Raw genomic sequence first — 18,609 nt, 5'->3', positions numbered from 1 at the left:
CTCCCGTTCGAGCACACGGACGGCGGCATTCGCCGCTCCCGATAGCCCGGGGACATCGCGATACCGCGCCCAGGGTCTTCCCCGGCCACGTTCCCGCGACCGAAGTGAAGCTGGCGCTCTACGCGGCACGGCCCCTTCGAGCGCAAGTCATGGACGGCATCCTCCCACAACCCGTGATCAGCAGTGAATCCGCGACGAATGCGGCCGGCGGCGGGCCCGGCACGGCGGACCCGTAGCCGATGGCGAGGGAGGCATCGTTCGTTCCGCCGAGCACCGGCACGGCACCGGACTTCAGCCGCAGCGCCCGGTGGTGACTGCGGCAGCGGGCCAGGACCACGGCTCGTTCGGAGGGCGGCGGGCCAGGACCACGGCGGGGAGTCCCGTTCGGCGGCGTCGAAGGACGGACCTGCTGCGACGCGGCGGGTTCGAGCCGGTGATCGAGAAGTCGGACCATTTCGACGCCCGCGACGGCCCCGCGCGGTGGCGTCCGCGGGGTGGTCGCCTCTTTTTCTTGCTTGAGCAAGCAGGTAATGTGCCCGCGTGATGGCTGCGACACGGAGATCCCAAGAGACGCGGCGTCCCGTAGACGACGCACAGGACGAGCGCTGGTGCATGGCCGTGCGGCTGCTGGGCCGCGTGGAGAAGCAGTTGGACGAGGCCCTCCAGCACGAGCATGGCCTGCCGCTGTCGGAGTACCGCGCCCTGTGCGCGCTGAGCCGCCCCGACAGCGGCTCCGCCCTGCGCATGGGCGAGTTGGCCGACCGGATCGGACTGAAGGACAGCACGGTGACGCGTCTGGTCGGCCGACTGGAGGCCCGGGGACTGGCGGAGCGGGCTTCCGCGGCCGGTGACGGCCGGGCGGTTGCCGCGAGCATCACGCCGGCCGGTCGGCAGCGTTACGCGGAGGCGACACCCACCTATCGGGCGGCCCTCGGGGACGCCTTGGAGACCGCCCTGACCAACGTGTACCTCGCTGATCTCGCCGCCTGGGTGCGTACGGGCGAGCAGGCGGTACACGGCACTGCCGCCCCCGGCCCGCCCGCCGAGGCATAGGCGCCCGCCTCCGCTCACCCCTGGAAGGAAGAACCCTGTGCCCGAATTAATCGGTTTCGTCGCCGTGTCCTTGCTCGGCATGGTGGTGCCCGGCCGTCCTGATCCGGCCCCGCTGCCGGCCGGCGCGGCCCGCTCGGGACGGCGTGCGGGCACCGCCACCGGCGGCGACCACGTGGGGGAACGCCGTGCCGGCGGCCGTCGCGGTGGCCGCTCTGTCCCCCCTGCTGGCCGCCTCGGAACTCGGCTACGCGGCCCTGCGTACCGCGGGTGCCGGGTGTCTCGCCTGCCTCGGCGTCCAGGCCCCGGCCGGCTTCGTCCGCCCGCGCCGAAGCGGCGCCGCGGACACCCTCACCACCGGTCACGGCACGCGGCGCACGCGTCCCGTTCCCGCAGGGCCTGATCGGTAACCTCCTGAACCCCGAAGGCAGCGGCCTCCTGCCTGTCGCTCTTCCCCCCCCCATTCACCCTGCCGGGCCCGACCCCACGGCGGAGCACATCGTGCTCGCCGCTCTCTTCTGACTCCTGGCCCTGCGCCGGTACGCCCGGGTGCTTTCGCTCCTCACCCGCGTCGGAGGGCCCGCTGCACGGGACCGGCTTCCGGCAGGGCCTCGCCGGAGCGTCAGGCGCGGGACCGATCGGCCTGGGCGCCGCGCCGGCCCTGCGGGACTGACTCCGCGGCACGTCCGTGCCGACCGACTTCGCGAAAGGAACGTGCATGACCGCCACCGACCACTACGACCGCCTGCTCGCAGAGCACTACACCTGGATGCTCGGCGGGGACATCGAGACGGCGGCAGCGGCACAGGCCGAACTCCTCCGCGGGCTGGGACTGGTTCCCCGTCCGGAAGAGGAAGCGGCCGCCGTCGACCTCGGCTGCGGCCCCGGCCCGCAGACCCTGGCTCTCGCCCACCTCGGCTTCACCTCGGTGGCTGCGGTCGACACCAGCGCCGTACTGCTCGACGAACTCATGGAGCACGCCGGGCGCTCCGGGACCGCGCAGGCCGTCCGTCCCGTCCACGGGGACATCCGCGGCGTCCTGCCCCGCCTCGCCGCGCCGGGTTCGGTCGATGCCGTCGTGTGCATGGGCGACACCCTGCTGCACCTGCCCGGCCGGGCGGACGTGCAGGAACTGGTCGCGGACGTCGCCAAGGCACTGCGCCCGGGCGGAAGCTTCGTCGCCACCTACCGCGACCTGACACGCGAACTCCACGGCCTGGACCGTTTCATCCCCGTCCGCAGCACCGCCGACCGGATCCTCACCTGCTTCCTCGACTACTCCGACGAGGACACAGTCCTGGTCCACGACCTGCTGTACACCCGCCGCGACGGCGCCTGGCACCTTCAGACCGGCAGCTATCCCAAACTCCGGCTGAGCCCCCCGTGGCTGACCGCCCAATGCCAAGCGGCCGGCCTCGACGTCCGCCGCGACGAAGCGGGCCCCCGCGGCATGCGGGTCCTGCACGTCATCAAGTCCTGAAGTCCTGACAGCGCTCCCGGCGGCCGGCGGAAGAGCGCGAAAGCTCTGGCAGACAGCCACTGGAGCCCGTGACCGGTTCGCGGGCACAGCGGCGGCGCGGGGCATGTCACTGCGCGCCTACCCGGTCCGGCTCGCCGAAACCCTGCTGCCCGGGGCACCGACCCGACGCACACGACGTGCCGGGGCCCCGGCCATCCGCCGCCGGCCGTACGACCAGACGCGCGCCCGTCCGGCGCCCAGGTGAGCTCGTACCCGCCCGGGGCGCCGCGGACGCCCGGGATGCGCGGGTCGGGCGGGCCCACCCTGGGCGGGGCTGAGACACGGCCGCGGGGCCGGGGCCCCGGCAAGCCAGGCGTACGGCTGCCCAGCTGCCTCGGCCCGTCCGAACGGCCGGGAGTGAAATCTCTCCCGGCCGCCACGCGGGTCCTGCATGATGTGGAAAGCCACACCGCCGACAAGGAGAAGCCGGTATGCCGGGCCGCGGTGAATCAGCACCGGACACAGCCGCCGGCACGTCTGCACGGCGGTCCCTGGCTGCGTCGACAAGGATTCACGGACCGTCCGACACCAGCGATCCGCACCGGCGCGGGAGCGGCGACAGCACGGTCAAAGCGTCGGTCATCGGTGCTGCGGGAGCGGTCGCCGCAGCGGTCGCCGCCGGTCTGGTCACCTACTGGACAGCCGGCTCTTCGTCCTCTGACACCGTTCAGCCGCGCATCAGCATCACGGGATGGACGCAGCACCCGGCAGCTCAGGATGCGGGCACCGCATTCGAGTTCGAAGGCACGGTCACCGACGCGCCGCCGACGGTGAGCGTGCGCGTCATCGTGAAGAACCCCCGCAGCTCACAGACAGCGTCCTCGCGGGCGACGGATGGACAGGCCTGGCTGGTCTCCCCACCAGCGGACCTCCTCAAGGACGGTCGCTGGAAGGTCAGGTGGACACTCACACACCCCCCTCAGCAGGCCCGGTGGACGGCTGTCCTCGTCGACGAGAGCATGCCCTCAGCGACGATGCCGCCGTGCGACGGGTGCACGCCGTCCGACCGCGACAACCTGTTCAAGTACGGCGTGGATTCCACGGACGTGCTGGACTCCGCAGTGGCCGGGTGAACGACGGCAGGAACGGTGGCCACCGACCCACCACGGCGTCCATCCCGTGACGGGCAGCGTCTGCTCATGACTTTGGAAGGCGGCGGCCGGAGCGCGGTGACGTTGGACGCGTCCGCGCGTTTCGACGGCACCGGATGCGGCAGGGTGCCTCGGGGCGGGCGGTCTGGCGCAGCGGCACGGTGACGCGGCCTCACCCGGCGTTTGCTGAGCCGATGTGGGCGAGCAGTGAGGCGGTGCCGTCCTCCGCGGCGATGCCGCGGGCGAGTTCGGCGGCGCGGCGGCGGTGGGCCGGCTCGCAGAGGCAGGCGGTGATCGCGTCGCCGAGGGCTTCGGCGGTGAGGTCCTGGAACGGCACGGGCCGCGGGGCGACTCCCAGCTCGCACAGCCGGGATGCCCAGAACGGCTGGTCGGCCATGACGGGAACGGGCACGGCGGGCACGCCTCCCCGCAGTCCGGCCCCGGTGGTACCCGCCCCGGCGTGGTGGACGACGGCGGCGGTGCGGGGGAACAGCCAGTCGTGCGGGACGTCGCCGATGGCCAGGACGTCGTCGCCGCAGCAGCTCAGTCCTGCCCACCCCGCCTGCACCACGGCGCGCACGCCTGCCCGCTTCACCGCCGCGGCCACCAGCTCGCTGAGCCGTTCCCCCTGCCCCGCCGCCATACTGCCGAACCCGATGAACACCGGAGGCGGGCCGGCCTGGAGGAAGTCGGCCAGTTCGGCCGGGGGGTGCCAGCCGTCCGGCCGCGCGGGCCACCAGTAGCCCACCACTTCGGCCCAGGACGGCCAGTCCTCGGGGCGCGGCACCACCAGCGGGCTGTAGCCGTGGAAGACCGGCCGGACGTCCGCCGCCGGTGCCGGGGGCGCGTCGGCGGGCAGCCCGAGGCGGGCCCGCAGCCGGGTGACGGGGCCCGCGAAGAGCTCTTCCGCGCGCCTCAGCACATCCCGGCCCGCGGCGAGGTTGTCCTCCGGCCCCGGGCCGCCGGTGTCCCGGGCGTTGGGCAGCGGAAACCGTCCGGTGGCGAAGGACGGTGCGAGGTAGGTGCCGATGACGGGGACGCCGAACGCTTCGCCGGCCGTCCGGCTGAGCGGTGCCGGGCCGAAGGCGGTGAGCAGCAGGTCGGCTCCGCCCGCCACGGCCTGCGCCACGCCGTCGGCGAGCCCGTTCGCGTACGCCCTCGTCAGCGCCCGGGTCTCTTCCCGCGATGTCGCCCGGGCCCAGTCCCGGATCAGCCCCTGCGGGTCTCCCGGCACGGGCCGGTAGTCGAGACCGCACCCGCCGACGAGTGTCTCGAAGGACGGGTGAGCGGCCACGGCGACCTGGTGGCCCGCGTCCAGCAGGCGCCGCCCCAGGCCCGTGTAGGGCGCGACGTCTCCCCGCGAACCGGCGGTGATGATCAGAATGCGCATGGAGCGATTCTCCTCGGCGAATGCCGTCCGGTCACCATCGCCTGCCACAGAATCCCTCAGCCCGCCTGACCGCTGCGACCCCGAGTCGCAGCGTGCTGTCGTTACTCGTGACCATTCGAACACCTCCACATCGGCGTGCCGCTGAGAGCCGGGCTCTTCACCGTCCGGGTGCCGGCGAAGAAGGTGATGTGCTGCCCGGAGCCGTGCCCGTCGCGGATCTCGAACACTGCGGTCAGGTCCGGGCCGGCTGGGCCGGTTTCCTCGGCCGGTGCGCGGACGTTCGCGGCGGCCGCGTCCTCGCCGGGGTCGCAGCCCCGGCTATCCGCTCCCGGCCGTGGTAGCAGCCGCCGCCCAGCAGGCTCCAGCGGTTCGGCCAGGCGATGACTCCAGGGAGGCCGTCGCGCAGGCGGGGGAGGCCGCCGCGGCGGGCGCGGAGCGGCGCCGGACGCGGCCCATGGCCCGGGCCACGGGCCGCGCGCCATCAGGAGCGGCCGGCATGCGGCGCCTCACGGCCCACAGGTGGCACGGCTGGGTGTGCGGCCGCCCGTGCTCGGCGATGTCGTCAGGGCCGAAGTCGGTGCCGGGGGCGACCGGGCCGTCCACGGCGACGCTCGCCGCGTGGACTCCGGGGGAGCCGTACTTTTCTCGGCGCACGCTGGACGCCGTTCCCGGCACGTGCCCCCGGACGGGAAAGAGCCGCCACGCGAGACTGCCCCTGAAAGGCAGGCCAGTCGCGTGTCCCCGCACGAGCGTGCCTACCGAGCCCTCTTGTGGGAGCCGTGCCGGCGAACGAGGTTGGCGGGGCGAAGTTCACCGATGAACGGTGGAAAGAGGCCGAAGATACGGTCCACGGCGCGGAGCAACGCCTCGGTGTCCCAGCCGGGAAGCGGGTGCCGGTCAGGCTCCCGCTTCAGGTACGTGTCGCGGGGGCGGGGGCGACGGTCGAGAGCGCGGCCTACGCGGGAGAGGGCCGGCCCAAGCCGGACGTCAGAACACGGTCGAGCGCCGCCCGGCCTACGGGTCCCCATGTCGGCTTGCCGCCAGGAAGGCCCCGTTCGCCGTTCTGGCCCATGAGGATGAGGAAGAGGCTTTTCAGAGCGGCCAGCCCTCGGGCACGACGGACCGTCGCCTCGTCCGCCTGCGCGTACCCCTCGAAGAATCGTGAGGCCGCGCCCGCGGGAAGGAGCAGCCACGCGGCCGCGAGGTCCCACGCCGGATCGCCGGCGAACATGTCACCGAAATCGATCACGCCCGAGAGCGTCCCGTCCGAGACGACGACATTCGCGGGGTGGAGGTCACCGTGCAGCCATACCGGTGGGCCCTCCCACTCGGGGGCCGCGACGGCATCGTCCCAGACGTCCCAGACGGCCCGGACGTCGGCGGCAATGCCGCCTGGGGCAATGGCCCGCAAGACCTTTTCGAAGCCGTCCGTGCACTTCTCAGGGTGAGCGCCGCGGTCCGAACCGGCCGGTGCCTCGGCGGGCGCCTCCACATGGAGCGCCCTGAGGAAACCCGCCAGAGTGTCGGCCGCGTGCTCGCCGCGACTGACCGAGGCGGAGTCGAGTGGCTCGCCGGGAACCCACGTCATGATGTGCCAGAGCCTCGGGAAGCGCGCGGACGGCTCACCGATCCGCACAGGGGCCGGAACCGGAAGCGGAAGGCGCGGGGCCAGGACGGGCAGCCACCGGCGCTCCTTGCGCTGGAGATCCGGGGCACGTTCCGTGCGCGGCATGCGCACGACCAACTCGTCCCCAAGGCGCCACATGTGATTGTCCCAGCCGCCCGCTACCTCGCGGATGGCCAGCCCGGCAAGGTCCGGATGCTGGTCCTTGAGAAGACCGTGTACCAGCTCTGCGGTGATCTCGATCTCGGAGTCGGTCATGCGAAGCCACGGTACGTGAGACAGGCGCGGCGGACACTCCCTCCCCACAGTGCCCGCCGCTCCGCACGATTCGGGCCTCTAGTGGGCTCGCGTTTTCAGCCATCACCAGTGCTTCGGGGAGCCACCTGGCGGTACTCGCCGGCGGTCTCCACAGGCGTATCGGCTCCAGGTGCTTCCGGCCTCGCAGGCCGGCTCGGCCGTGGTAACCCGGTGGTAGCTCAGAGCCTCGGCGACGACCGGGGCGGGCGTCTCCAGCACGTGCCGCCCGATGGCGGCGGTGCGGCCGGCGGTGCCTTTCCGTTCTGGTGCGGCTGGGAACGCCGCACGCATCGGCTTCACGCCGACCAGGGAGTCGCGGGGCAACTCCTGTAGGCCCGGACCGGGACCCTGGACTGTCCTGCCGCTCCGGCGGCTGGTTTACCGGTAACCGCCGTGCGGGATCGTACCGTTTGGGGCATTGTCAGTGCCCGCGGGTGAGGCTGCGGCCGCGAGAGCCACGCGGGAAAGCAGGGGAGGCAACGTGGGATGGCAGACGGACGAGTTCGGGGAGTCTCACGAAGGCATCGTGGGCGCGGTTCTCGACGATGGCAGTGAACCGGCTCCTGCCTGCCTGGACGTCGGCAGCGGCGGCGAGGTCGTACGCACCAGTGAGTGGTGGGCGTACACGGGGAAGTGGGGCCGTGAGAAAGCGGCCGGCTACCGGGCCGCGTGTGCGTGCGGCTGGCGCGGTCCGGGCCACCCCATCGACTGGGAACAGCTCGGCGAGGACGGACTGGACGGTGTGGACGTCTTCGCCGCCTACGGCGACTGGGCCGAGCACATCGACACCGTCGCCCGCCGGGCCGTCCCACTCCCCGACGACCTCACCGACACCCTCCGCCGGCTGGAAGAACGGCTCAAGCGCCTCGCCGACCAGGCACCCGCGGCAGCGCTGCGGGCCGTTGGCGAACTGGAACGACTCGCCCGCAACGTCGGCCGCCAGGCCGCCTACGCCGCCGATGCCGACGAACTGTCCCCCGAGACGATCGGGCAGGCCCTCGGCATCAGCGCCGGCGCCGCCTCCTCCCGCCTGATCAGCTACCAGCTACGCCACTGAACCGCCCGCGCGACGCCTGATCGCTCACCGGTCACCGGTCACCGGGCGTCAGCGGTCAGAGGGGTGTTCCCGCTCCGGTCGAAGCGGCGTGGCTCGCGGAGAATCGCCGGCCCGTCCCGGCCGTGGACGGCACCGGCCGCGCGACGGTCTTCCTCATCGCATCGGCGTCGGCGCGCGAGAACGGGGTGGTGACCGGGTGGTCCTGGAGCTTGCCGCCCACGCCCGCCCCGACGGCCCGCTGCCTTCACGGGCGGTGGGCCGCCGTCGCCGTCACGCCATTCAGCAGCGTTCGCTAAGGCGCTCAACACCGTCGCCTTCCAGGTCGTCGAGGTACGCAGCGCGTCCGGTCATGGCCATCGTCAGGGCCAGGGTGCTGCCGGACACGAGTGCCCCGGATCCGGTCGTGAACGGGCCGTCGTCCGCGACGAGTCGCAGGTCGCCGATGCGTCCCTTGGCAAGGACCACCTGATCCGACCCTTGGTAGTACTCAGCCACCCTCGTGACTGTTTCAGTCGGGTAGTCGCGGCGAATGCCCAGCGGACGCCGGATGTCCTCCGCATGCACGACCGTCTCACCGAGCATGGCCACGGCGGGGAGGGGAGGCTTGGTTCTGCTGGGGACGACACGCCGGAACCGCTCGAGCGTCTCGGCCGGGGTCGCACCGAGCTGTTCGGCCAGCCGCATCGCCACCTGTTTGTCGAAGTCGAATCGGCAGCGGATCACGCCCGCCAGCCAGCGCACGGCATGGAGGCTCGCCCCCGCGGTGAGGTGCGCCAGCACCTCACGCACCGACAATCCGGCGCACAGCGACGGGGTTGCCCACTGATCGTCAGACAGCTCTGCGAGATCGGCTACCAGTGCCGCTCGCTCAGCACGGATCAGTGGCCAGACCCCGGTCCCCGGACTGCGATCCGCTGCCAGTACCGAGCCAGTCATATGGGCGAGTCTCCTGTCATGAGTCGTGCTCTGCTTGCTCCTGCACGGACCGGAACACGTGGTCGTCCGGCAGGATGTTCGAAGAAGGGACTCTCCCACCCGAGCAAAGTCATCGCCCACGGAGTGACCACTCGTCAAAGCGCCCGCGGCCGCGACATGATCACCGGTTGGTGTGTGGACAAACGACGATCGTGCGGTGGCGGTGGCCGCTGGCCATGGTGTAAGCCCCGCCCGCTGGCGGGGCGGTTCGCGACCAAGCCGCGTCTGGCCTGGGAAATGATCGCCGCCGCGCTGGGCGCCGGGGTGGAGGCACGGTGGGTGACCGGCGACGGAGCCTACGGGCAGGACCGCAGCTTCGTGCCGCGCTGGAGGCCGCCGGACCGGCTACGTGATGGCCGTCGCCTGCTCAACGCGGGTGTGGATCAGCCGGGGCCGCACCCCCGTCCGCGCGGACACCGTCGCCGGCTGCCTGCCCGCCACCGCCTGGCACCGGCAGAGCGCCGGAATCGGCGCGAGGGGCCCCCGTTACTACGACTGGGCCTGGATCCACAGAGGCAGCGACAGCCACAGCCACCTGCTGATCCGCCGCAACCGCACACCGGTGAACTCGCCCTTCTACCTGTGCTGGTCATCCACCGAGGTGCTCCTGGCGGAGCTGGTCCGCGTCGCCGGTATCCGGTGGAGTGCCAAGGAGTGCTTCCGGGCCGCCAAGGGCCGGGCCGGAGCTGCCGGGCTTCTGCACTGGTCTGACTGGCGCGGACACCACCAGGCGACAGCCCGCCGCAGCCACCACCGACGACGATCGACTGACGAACCCACCGGATAGACCACGTGAAACCGCACTGGAGTACTAGGTTGTGGGCATGACGACCGGGACGGCATGGCGCCACACACGGATCGGTGACCCGGTGCTCTCCTGAGCGCCGTACGGGCCAGCGGCCCGCTGCACGCTCGCGGATCTCACGCTGCTGCGCGGGCTCCGCCTCCGTCGTGTTGATCACAGGACTCATCAACCACGACAGGAGAGTTCATGCCCATCGACACGCTGCACATCCCCACCGCGGACGGCCAGGCCGATGCCTTCGCCGCCTACCCCGACGAGGGTGAGCGGCACCCAGGGGTGCTGATGTACGCAGACGGTTTCGCATCCGGCCCGTGCTGCGGGAGATGGCCCGCGAACTGGCCGGCCACGGGTACTACGTGCTCGTGCCCAACGTCTTCTACCGGCACGGCCCGGTACCGGTGACCGAACTTCCCGAGCACATCGGAGAAGAGGCCCGGACCGCGGTCATGCGTCGGCTGATGCCCCTGATCGAGGCACATACCGTCGAACGAACCCTGCGCGACGCCGACGCCTACCTCAGATTCCTCACCACCCAGCCCGAGGCCGGCGCCGGACCCGTCGCGGTGACCGGCTACTGCGTAGGCGGCCTCCTGGCGGTGCGCACCGCCGCGGCCCACCCCGGCCAGGTGGCCGCGGTCGCCGGATTCCATGCCCCGTGGGCGCCGCCGGGCCCGACGTCCTGCGCCGCCTCACCGCCCAGGTCCACTTCGGCCACGCCGAGACCGACCTGACACCCGAGGCCCTCGGCGAACTCGACCAGGCCCTGGACGCCGCGGGTGTCGACTACACGTCTGAGATCTACCCCAACACGATCCACGGCTTCACCATGGCCGACACCGACGCTTTCAACCCCGCCGCACTGCGGCTCCACTGGGACCGCCTGCTTTCCCTCCTCGGCCGCACTCTGGCCAACTGCTGAGGCTCGGGCCGGGAACCGGGCCTGACGGGCACGGCTCCGCGGCCTGGGGAGTGGACGGTGATCCACTGTGGCCCCGCCCCGCCCCGCCCCGTGACGCCGACCGCCTCCCAGGCCCGGCTCGACCATCAGGCCCGAGTACGGCGACGAGATGGGGACCCTCCCCGGGGGTGCGGGGAGCAGTGCTGCGCGACAGCGGGGGTACGGACGCGGGGCGGCGGCCGTTCAGCCCTCGGGTGCGATGCGGGCGCCGGTGCCGTGGCGGGTCACCAGGATGGCCTCCATGGGGCAGGACTCGGCGGCGTCCACCACTTCCTGGGCCGCCGCGACGATCTCGGGTGTCGGGTGCGAGGCGCCGTCGTGCAGGCGGAACCGTCCGGGTGCGATGCCCGCGCAGATGCCCGTCGCCCTGCACGCCTCGGCGTCGACCCGCACGTGCCACGTGTCCCCGTCGGCCCGGCCGGTCACTCCTCCCCCCAGGCGACCAGCATCCTGGTGAGGCCCCGCACCGCGGAACCGGTCTTCCACACCAGGTCCTCGCCGGTGCCGGCCAGGCGCAGGCCGGGCAGCCGGGCCAGCAGCGTCCGCAGCGTCACCTGGAGTTCCATACGGGCGAGCTGTGCGCCCAGGCAGTGGTGCGGGCCATGGCCGAAACCGACGTGGGAGGCCTCCTGCCGGGTCAGGTCGAGCGCCTCGGGACAGGTGTAGACGGTGCCGTCGCGGTTGGCCGAGACGTTGGAGGTGACGACCGGTTCGCCGGCGCGTACCACGCCACCGCTCAGCTCGACGTCTTCCAGGGCGTAGCGGGCGATGCTGGCCTCGCCCAGGGGCACGTACCGCATGAGCTCCTCCACCGCCTGCGGCACGAGGTCCAGGTCGGCGCGGAGCCTGGCCAGTTCCCGCGGGTGGTGGAGCAGCGTGTAGACGAAGTTCGGGATCTGGCTCGCGGTCGTCTCGTGGCCGGCCACCAGCACACTGACGCCCATGGCGACGAGCTCGTCCTCGGAGAGCCGGTCCTCCTCATCGCGTGCCGACACCATCACACTGAGCAGGTCGTCCTGGGGTTCCTTGCGCCGCTGGGCGATCAGATCGGCCATGTAGGCGGTCAGCTCGTCGGCGTACCGTTCCACTTCCTCGGTGGTGAAACGTGTGGTCGACAGGAGGGCGTCCGCCCAGAGACGGAACCGCGTGCGGTCCTCCAGCGGCACGCCCAGGAGTTCGCAGATCACGGTGACCGGCAGCGGGAGTGCGAACTCGGCGACCAGGTCGGCGGGGGAGCCCTTCGCGGTCATGGCGTCGACGAGTCCGTCGGCGATCGCCTGGGTGCGTTCCTTCATCTGCTCCACCCGGCGTGCGGTGAACGCCTTGGCGACCACGCGCCTGAGCCGCGTGTGCTCGGGCGGGTCATAGTCCAGGATGTTGCCGGGTAAGCCCCGGTGGCTGCGCGTCCGGGGCTCGTCGCTGGTCACCGCCCGGGCCCGGCTGAACCTGGGATCGCCCAGGACGGTCTTCACGTCCTCGTACCGGGTCACCAGCCAGGCGGGCTCGCCGTGCGGCAGTCGCACCGGGCACAGCGGTTCGCTCTCGCGCAGCTGCTCGAGACGCGGTTCGACGTACAACTCGTCGGTCACGTCGTTGAACGGGTAGGGGTGGGGGTTGCTGATGGTCATAGGGGTGCCGCCTCTCATGGGGGGGAGGGGGGAGGAAAACCATCCACACCGGACGGCGAGCGTCAACCTGCCCTTGGTGTGCGGCGGTTCGGCTCACGTCCGATGCCCGGACCGTCACATTCCTCCTAGATTCGGGACCCTAAGTAATCTTGCTCGGGCAGGCAATATCGCTTTCGGACGCATCGGTGCGCCCGCGCGGCACTGGAGGCGGCGGCCGCGCGGGCGCTCCGCGCCGGAAGGCGCCGGGCATCGGGGCGCCCACGGCGGCCGCGACAGCGCTCCGCTGGGCGCGGCGGCCGGCCTGCTTCTCCTCGCGGCGCGGGCAGTCCCGGCCGGAGTCGAGCAGGATCCGGCCGTCGCACGGGGCGTCGCCGCACTCCTGGCGCCGGGGCGTGCCCCGGGCCGGCAGCCGGCCCACCGGGTCAGTGATCGGGCCGCCGGTACGCGGCTGCTCGTCCAGGCGGAGCCGGTCGGCGAGGAGCCGCGACGCGTCCGAACGGCCCGCGATCCCCTCCACCGTCTTCAGCCCGTCACGGGCGGCGGCCTCCACGGTCCGACGGGCAGCCGGACGCCTGCCGGTGGAGCCGGCGGCCGGGGCACTGCCGGAGGAGCGGCGCGAGCGGCTGGAGGAGATCGCTCCGTCGGTGCCCGGCCTGGTGGCCGGTGCAGTGGCAGCGCGCCTTCCACCCAGAAGCGCCCACGACGCCGTCGTGGGGCTCCCGGAACTCGTCCGTCTGGCACCCCACGTCGCCTCCCCCTGCCTTCCCGCGTGGCTCTCGCGGCCACGGAGCTTCCGAGTGGCGACGCCGACGACCGTGTCATCGGCACACACGATTGCCACCGCCACGAAGTTAGCGGAGATATACCCACCGATCTCCCAGCGAATTTACGGGATGTAGCTGGGTTGGTTGGGGGTGACCCACTGGAATCTGTCTTGCGGCACTTCGAGTACTGTGCCGCCTCCCGCATAGTACGTTGACTTGTAGGTGTGACTGGAGGGAGCCGCTGAGACACGGAATGTGTAACTGTCAGGTTTCCCTCCCAGCTTCCAGGTGGCCGGAAGTTTCAGACGGTACGTCTTTCCGTTTGATGAAACGGTCAAGTGTGCGTTAAAGGTGCAGGATTTCGTGCGCGAGAAGAACTTGATGACAAACTCCCGCTGATCTCCCTGTTCCAGTGCGATCTGTTTCGTGAACGGGCGGCCGGGTTCCCCGCTCTCGTTTAGCTCGCGGGTGACAGGGCGTGCGGCGTCAACATTGAGTGCCATGTCCACTGGGACGGCTTCCTCGCCACCGTCGCCGATTCCTGGGGGTTGCAGAAGTGTTCCGTCGAATGGCTTCGCACAGGCGAGGTTCGAGATCTCTACTCCCTGCACGAGCGTCGTCTTCTTGTGCTCGCTCAGTACGTTGACAGAGACGCCGGTCAAGTGCAGCGGGGTCCAGTGCTTTTCAAGCCAGCCCCACGACGGGCGGTCCGTTTCCAGCGTCTCCTGGTCGAACGGAACTCCATGGTATTGACCTGTGCGGTCTTCTTTGCTTACCCACATGCCCGGCCCGTAGTAGGACAAGCCTGCCGAAATTGTGACAGGGGGGCCATTCTCGATTTCCTCTTCCTTCCGGTCCTTATCCTTCTCTCTATTGTTTGTTTCGAACGAGGGAATTAGTCCGAGGGCGGCGGCTCCGAAGGCGGCAGCCCCGAAGAAAGCACTAGCGGCGCCGACCCATAACGTGACCCGAAGTGTCTTCTTGGAGATTTGATTTCCAGCTCTTGAAATATCGTTTGCCTCCCGGGGGAGGCGATCGGGGTCAGGGGGAGCCGCCCACGTGTGCGGTGGTCCGGGCTGCGACCCTGGGGTGACCGCGGGAGGAAGGGCCCCTGGCGGTGAGGGTGGCGCGGAGGGGCTCTGAGGGGGTAGCGATGTTCTGCCGTTCGGTCCAGCGGCTGGTCCGGCCGGTGAACTGTTCGTGTGCCCGGGGGGAAGCGGGGGCGGTGTGGACACGTCGCTCTCCTGTGACCCTTGGCAGTACCAACTTGCGTGATGTACACCTTAGTTGTGGCAGGAAGACAGTCGCGTTGTCTACCGGTTGCCACGGATCGGCGTGTGCTCTCGTCACCAACCGACCGTCCTTGAACATCCGCTGCGCCGCTGGTGATCAGAAGACTGCGGAGTTGACGGAGAGCACACCGCCGGACCCTCACGCAGCACCCGGTCTCAGTCATCAGCTCGACGCGCTTGTCCTCTGGATTGAACCGGAGTCCGACCGTGAAGGTCCGGTACCGGCCACCTTCTACCTCGATGTCGACCAGCGCCTTGTAGAGCAGGTTCCCGTAGCCGTCGAGGCGCGGGTTGTACAGGTACCCCTGTGCCACCAACCTGCTGACCGCTACCTTCAATGCGGGTTGACTCAGGTGGAGCAGGCCGGCCTGCTCCATGGAATCCCGGTGCTTGCCCTCCTGGAGGTACCCGTACCGGCCCGGGGTCATCCAGATGTCGGGTGACTCCAGGCGCGCGGCATCAGGGCCGAGCGTGGCGAGCACCGAACGGTTGTCCTCGCGGTTCTGGCCGGTGAGGTGGCTGTTGACGCGGTACCCGAGGAACGGCAGGAACAGCGCATCGGGCACGGCCACGGGCGTGAAGCCAACTGCTTCGAACGGCAGCCTCGCGCCATTTGGCGCGCCGTCGACGGGCACGCCCTCCAGGATCACGTCGCCCACCCGAAAGCCCGAGTTCTGAGACCGGACGCCGGCCGCCAACGCTGCGGTACCGTTCTGGACGTACCACCCGCGGGTTCGGCTACCAACCCGCTTCGCAGTGGTCAGTCCGCCGCGGGACCGGCCGATGGCGTGATCGTCCGGCTCACCGGCCGGGGCCCCTTTTTGCGGGCCCCGGCAGCGTGCTGGTGAGCACGCACGATCGTGGAGTCCACCGACACGGCCCAGATGACGTCTTCGTCCGGGTCGGCCTGAGCCGTCAGGGCGGTGCACTCCCGCTCCCACGTGCCGTCGACGGCCCACATCCGCAACCGGTTGTAGACGCCCCGCCAATGGCCGTACTTCCCCGGCAGGTGCACCCGCTGCGTCCCGGTCCGGAACTTGTGAGCGATCGCGTCGATCACCTCACGATGGTCCCGCCGGCGGCCACCCCGCTTCGGCGTCCGGTCCGCAAGCCACGGCTCGGTCCGTGCCCACTGCGCATCAGTCAGCGGCACCCGGACCAACGAACGACTGATCCAAACGAAATGGCCCAGCGCATCCGACGGCGCCGGATGCGGCACGCACCCGAACCATGGGCACTGCCGTCCAGGGAGCACCGCCGAAGGCCGCCGCCGTCACACACCCCACGGCGCGTGCCGACGAAGATGTCTGCCCCTTCGAGTCCACCACCGGAGACGGTGCGCGCCGCCGGAGATCCCCTCACGGCAGAGGGCTTCCGCGGCGCACGGGCTCGCCCTCTCCACCGACGGCGGACAGGGCTGGCCGGCCGTCGAGACCACTGACGTACCCCAACGGGCCCTCGACTCCACTGAGCAGCACGCGCGAAATTCGCTTGTCCTGCCTCCTTCCGGCTCTCCGCCGCACGGCCACACCCGACACCATCGCTCCCTTCCGCCCGCAGGCCGGGTGCGGGATGGCGGCGTGCCCGGGGGCTCCGCACCGGATCAATCTGCGGGACCAATGTCGGTGCGGACCCCTACAGTTGGTCCGCCGGCCGCACCCGTGCGGCCGCGTTCGAATCCGAAGGAGCTCTGAAGGTGCGTATACGAAGACGTGCGGCGGGTGTCGCACTGGTCCTGGCGGCCATGTCGATCCCTCTGCTCGGTGTGCCCGGCCCGGCAGCGGCGCAGACCCAGGGCGGCAGCGCCCTGCCCGTGCGGTCCCACTGGCAGACCCTCGCCGACAGCCGGCATGTGTACGTCAGCGCGCCCGGCGACGACGCGGTGCTGGCCACCGACCACGACGGGCAGGTCGTGAAGAAGGTGGAGGGTCTCGACGGGGCCCGCGGCATGGCCGAGTCGGCCGACGAGTCCACCCTGTACGTGGCGCTCCCGGACGCCGACGCGATCTCCGTCATCGACACCACGACCTTGACCGAGACGCGGCGCATCTCCACCGGGGCCGGCACCGAACCGGAGAGCCTCGCCCTCGCCGGCGGCCGGCTGTTCTTCGGCTACCAGGCCACCGTCTTCGACGGGGGCATCGGGTCGGTCGCCATCGCCGGGGCGACCCCGACCGTCAGCCTGGACGACAACCCCGTCTGGTACGGCAAACCGCGACTCGCCTCGTCGCCGGGCGCGCCGGACCGGCTCGTCGCCGCGGAGAGCCTGGGCGCGATGGGCATGCGCGTGTACGACGTAAGCTCCGGAACGCTTCGGGAGACCGCCTACAGCGACGCCGTCGGCGACGTGGAGGACGTCGCGGTGACGCCGGACGGCAGCAGCGTGATCACCGCGAACGGCTCCAACTACCACCACCAGCGGTGGCGCCTGTCGGACCTGACGGAGGAGGCCCGGTACGACACCGGCCCGTACCCCAACTCCGTCGCGGTCGACTCCCACGGCACGGTCGCCGCGGGGATCGTGGCGGGAGGAGACTGGGACGTCTACCTCTACCGCCCGGCAGAGACCACCCCCTACCGCACGGTCGCGTTGTCGTGGCCGCACATGGATCTCCTCGACCGGGGCGTGGCCTGGGCGCCCGACGGCAGCAGGCTGTTCACCACCCGCCTCCCCTACTCGGGTCCGGTCACCCTCGACATCGTCACCGACCCCGACAAGGCATCCAGCACCATCACTCTGTCCGCTCCGCCGACGAACCCCGTCGGCACGCCGGTCACCGTGACAGGGAAACTGACCTCCCTGGTGCCCTTCCCCGAGCACAGGACGGTCACGGTGACGCGCAGCGGCGTGGAACTGCCGGATGTGCAGGTCGGACCGGACGGCGCCTTCAGCTTCAGTGACACCCCGCCCGACTGGAACACGTATCCCCGGTACACGGTCGCCTACGCGGGCGACGACCGGCATGTGCCCGGCACGGCGACCGTGATGGTCGAGTTCGTCGACTGACCAGGCCCGGCAGTCCGCCCGAGCCCGTCACAACGGCGCGGGGCCGGTATCCCGCGGGACACCGGCCCCGCACCGCCAGCGGAGGGCCGGCTAGCGGGAGTTGCGCGGGGGACGGCTGGAGGGGGAGCGGCCTGGGCCGCGGTGGCCGCGCTCGGCGCCGGGCCGGAGACCGCGCGGCTGCTGACCGAGGACCGGCCCGGGACCAAGGCCGGCGAACGCGCGGGCCCGACCCGGGACCTGGAGGGGCCGCGCCCGGTCGCGGACCTTGATGGCGCCGTTCGGTACGGGTCGGGCTCCGGCGGGGGTGGAGTGTGGCCTCGCGATCCACACCAGGCAAGAAGGCCCTCACTGGCGGTTCGAGGTAGGGATCGGGCAGGGTGGACGGATGTTTGAGTCGCCCTTGCCCGGAGGTTTCGTCAACGCGGTCGTTCGTGTCGGGGATACGGTGCGCCGTCCAGCCTCGGCTCGCACGAGGTTCGTGGGTGAGCTGCTGAGGTTGCTGGAAGCCCGTGGCTGGAGTGGTGCTCCGCGGTATCTCGGCGTGGACGACGAGGGCCGTGAGGTCCTCAGTTACCTTGAGGGGCATGTGGCCTGGGAGCCGCGGCAACCTGCTGCTGTCTCCTCCGACGAGAGTCTGGTGGGGGTCGCCCGGCTCGTGCGCGAGTTCCACGACCTGACGGCCGGCACCCCGCTGGCCGGTGACCAAGAGGTCGTGTGTCACAACGATCTGTCGCCCAAGAACACGGTCTATCAGCTGCGCGGCGGCGAGCTTCGGCCAGCGGCGTTCATCGACTGGGACCTTGCCGCGCCGGGCGCGCGGATCCATGACCTCGCTCACGTCTGCTGGCAATACCTCGATCTGGGCCCTTCGGTCACCGACGTCGAGGAGGTGGCCCGGCGCATGGGGCTGATCGTGGACAGCTACGGGTTGCCGGACCGGCGCTGTCTCGTGTCCACGATCCTGTGGTGGCAGGACCGGTGCTGGCGGGGCATCGAGTCCCGGGCTGAAGCGGGTGACGCCGCCATGGCCCGGCTCCGTGACGCTGGGGCGGTGAGGCAAGTCCGGACGGCCTATCAGTGGGTATCCGATAACCGGGCCGCGTTGGAGCGCTCAGTGCGGTGAGCGCGTGCGTAACGGCCGCGGTCGGCTCG

15 protein-coding genes and 1 pseudogene are annotated in these 18,609 nt (G+C 71.1%); 8 read left to right on the top strand and 8 right to left on the bottom strand.

What is annotated here, in order from left to right; all coding sequences use genetic code 11:
- The first annotated feature begins 612 nt into the window (after positions 1–612).
- From AB0L74_RS19615 to AB0L74_RS19605, 3 genes are all read left to right on the top strand, one after another.
- A complete protein-coding gene (locus AB0L74_RS19615; protein WP_365653429.1) occupies positions 613–1,053 on the top strand; it encodes a MarR family transcriptional regulator in 441 nt (146 codons plus the stop codon).
- A 715-nt stretch (positions 1,054–1,768) separates the two neighbouring features.
- The gene (locus tag AB0L74_RS19610) at positions 1,769–2,530 is read left to right on the top strand and encodes a class I SAM-dependent methyltransferase (protein ID WP_365653425.1); all 762 of its coding nucleotides are present in this window, start codon (positions 1,769–1,771) and stop codon (positions 2,528–2,530) included.
- A 470-nt stretch (positions 2,531–3,000) separates the two neighbouring features.
- Positions 3,001–3,642, top strand: a complete 642-nt coding sequence (locus AB0L74_RS19605; RefSeq protein ID WP_365653422.1) for a hypothetical protein — start codon at positions 3,001–3,003, stop codon at positions 3,640–3,642.
- Between the two features lie 190 nt (positions 3,643–3,832).
- Here the strand turns inward: AB0L74_RS19605 and AB0L74_RS19600 are convergent, their stop codons facing one another.
- Both AB0L74_RS19600 and AB0L74_RS19595 read right to left on the bottom strand, forming a co-directional pair.
- Positions 3,833–5,050 (bottom strand): glycosyltransferase, encoded by a 1,218-nt coding sequence (locus tag AB0L74_RS19600; RefSeq protein ID WP_365653419.1) that lies wholly within the window; start codon positions 5,048–5,050, stop codon positions 3,833–3,835.
- A 955-nt stretch (positions 5,051–6,005) separates the two neighbouring features.
- A complete protein-coding gene (locus tag AB0L74_RS19595; protein WP_365653416.1) occupies positions 6,006–6,932 on the bottom strand; it encodes an aminoglycoside phosphotransferase family protein in 927 nt (308 codons plus the stop codon).
- A gap of 520 nt (positions 6,933–7,452) precedes the next feature.
- Between AB0L74_RS19595 and AB0L74_RS19590 the strand changes: the two genes are divergently transcribed.
- Positions 7,453–8,028 carry a hypothetical protein gene (locus AB0L74_RS19590; protein ID WP_365653412.1) on the top strand — a complete coding sequence of 192 codons (576 nt, stop codon included), beginning with the start codon at positions 7,453–7,455 and terminating at the stop codon, positions 8,026–8,028.
- A gap of 279 nt (positions 8,029–8,307) precedes the next feature.
- Here AB0L74_RS19590 and AB0L74_RS19585 read toward each other — a convergent pair whose 3' ends face one another.
- On the bottom strand, positions 8,308–8,964 hold the full coding sequence (locus tag AB0L74_RS19585) for a maleylpyruvate isomerase family mycothiol-dependent enzyme (RefSeq protein ID WP_365653409.1): 657 nt from the start codon (positions 8,962–8,964) through the stop codon (positions 8,308–8,310).
- 388 nt (positions 8,965–9,352) lie between these two features.
- On the opposite strand from AB0L74_RS19585, the gene AB0L74_RS19580 reads away from it, so the two are divergent.
- Both AB0L74_RS19580 and AB0L74_RS19575 read left to right on the top strand, forming a co-directional pair.
- A complete protein-coding gene (locus AB0L74_RS19580; protein WP_365653407.1) occupies positions 9,353–9,790 on the top strand; it encodes a hypothetical protein in 438 nt (145 codons plus the stop codon).
- 204 nt (positions 9,791–9,994) lie between these two features.
- Positions 9,995–10,727, top strand: a pseudogene (locus AB0L74_RS19575) (dienelactone hydrolase family protein).
- Positions 10,728–10,949: 222 nt separating this feature from the next.
- On the opposite strand, the gene AB0L74_RS19570 reads toward AB0L74_RS19575, so the two are convergent.
- The 5 genes from AB0L74_RS19570 to AB0L74_RS19550 form a co-directional block, all read right to left on the bottom strand.
- Positions 10,950–11,192 (bottom strand): ferredoxin, encoded by a 243-nt coding sequence (locus tag AB0L74_RS19570; protein WP_365653404.1) that lies wholly within the window; start codon positions 11,190–11,192, stop codon positions 10,950–10,952.
- Entirely contained in the window at positions 11,189–12,394 is a 1,206-nt protein-coding gene (locus tag AB0L74_RS19565) for a cytochrome P450 (RefSeq protein WP_365653401.1), read from the bottom strand. The genes AB0L74_RS19570 and AB0L74_RS19565 overlap by 4 nt, the downstream gene beginning before the upstream one ends.
- A gap of 139 nt (positions 12,395–12,533) precedes the next feature.
- Positions 12,534–12,944 (bottom strand): hypothetical protein, encoded by a 411-nt coding sequence (locus AB0L74_RS19560; RefSeq protein WP_365653397.1) that lies wholly within the window; start codon positions 12,942–12,944, stop codon positions 12,534–12,536.
- A 336-nt stretch (positions 12,945–13,280) separates the two neighbouring features.
- A complete protein-coding gene (locus tag AB0L74_RS19555; protein ID WP_365653394.1) occupies positions 13,281–13,961 on the bottom strand; it encodes a hypothetical protein in 681 nt (226 codons plus the stop codon).
- A gap of 1,249 nt (positions 13,962–15,210) precedes the next feature.
- Positions 15,211–15,603 (bottom strand): transposase, encoded by a 393-nt coding sequence (locus AB0L74_RS19550; protein ID WP_365653530.1) that lies wholly within the window; start codon positions 15,601–15,603, stop codon positions 15,211–15,213.
- Between the two features lie 543 nt (positions 15,604–16,146).
- On the opposite strand from AB0L74_RS19550, the gene AB0L74_RS19545 reads away from it, so the two are divergent.
- Both AB0L74_RS19545 and AB0L74_RS19540 read left to right on the top strand, forming a co-directional pair.
- Positions 16,147–17,457, top strand: coding sequence for a hypothetical protein (locus tag AB0L74_RS19545; RefSeq protein WP_365653391.1), 1,311 nt, complete (start codon positions 16,147–16,149; stop codon positions 17,455–17,457).
- Positions 17,458–17,935: 478 nt separating this feature from the next.
- Complete coding sequence (locus AB0L74_RS19540) at positions 17,936–18,580, top strand: phosphotransferase (protein WP_365653388.1); 645 nt, start codon at positions 17,936–17,938, stop codon at positions 18,578–18,580.
- Positions 18,581–18,609: the final 29 nt, after the last annotated feature.

The organism is Streptomyces sp. NPDC052020 (assembly GCF_040680575.1).
Lineage (GTDB): Bacteria > Actinomycetota > Actinomycetes > Streptomycetales > Streptomycetaceae > Streptomyces.
The sequence above is the reverse complement of the archived record's forward strand: the minus strand, read 5'-3'. Positions and strand labels throughout refer to the sequence as shown.

What these genes read in the sequence shown, in the direction of transcription:
- AB0L74_RS19615 (WP_365653429.1), top strand. Translation starts at nt 613, where the DNA reads ATGGCCGTGCGGCTGCTGGGCCGCGTGGAGAAGCAGTTGGACGAGGCC.
- AB0L74_RS19610 (WP_365653425.1), top strand. Translation starts at nt 1,769, where the DNA reads ATGACCGCCACCGACCACTACGACCGCCTGCTCGCAGAGCACTACACC.
- AB0L74_RS19605 (WP_365653422.1), top strand. Translation starts at nt 3,001, where the DNA reads ATGCCGGGCCGCGGTGAATCAGCACCGGACACAGCCGCCGGCACGTCT.
- AB0L74_RS19600 (WP_365653419.1), bottom strand. Translation starts at nt 5,050, where the DNA reads ATGCGCATTCTGATCATCACCGCCGGTTCGCGGGGAGACGTCGCGCCC.
- AB0L74_RS19595 (WP_365653416.1), bottom strand. Translation starts at nt 6,932, where the DNA reads ATGACCGACTCCGAGATCGAGATCACCGCAGAGCTGGTACACGGTCTT.
- AB0L74_RS19585 (WP_365653409.1), bottom strand. Translation starts at nt 8,964, where the DNA reads ATGACTGGCTCGGTACTGGCAGCGGATCGCAGTCCGGGGACCGGGGTC.
- AB0L74_RS19565 (WP_365653401.1), bottom strand. Translation starts at nt 12,394, where the DNA reads ATGACCATCAGCAACCCCCACCCCTACCCGTTCAACGACGTGACCGAC.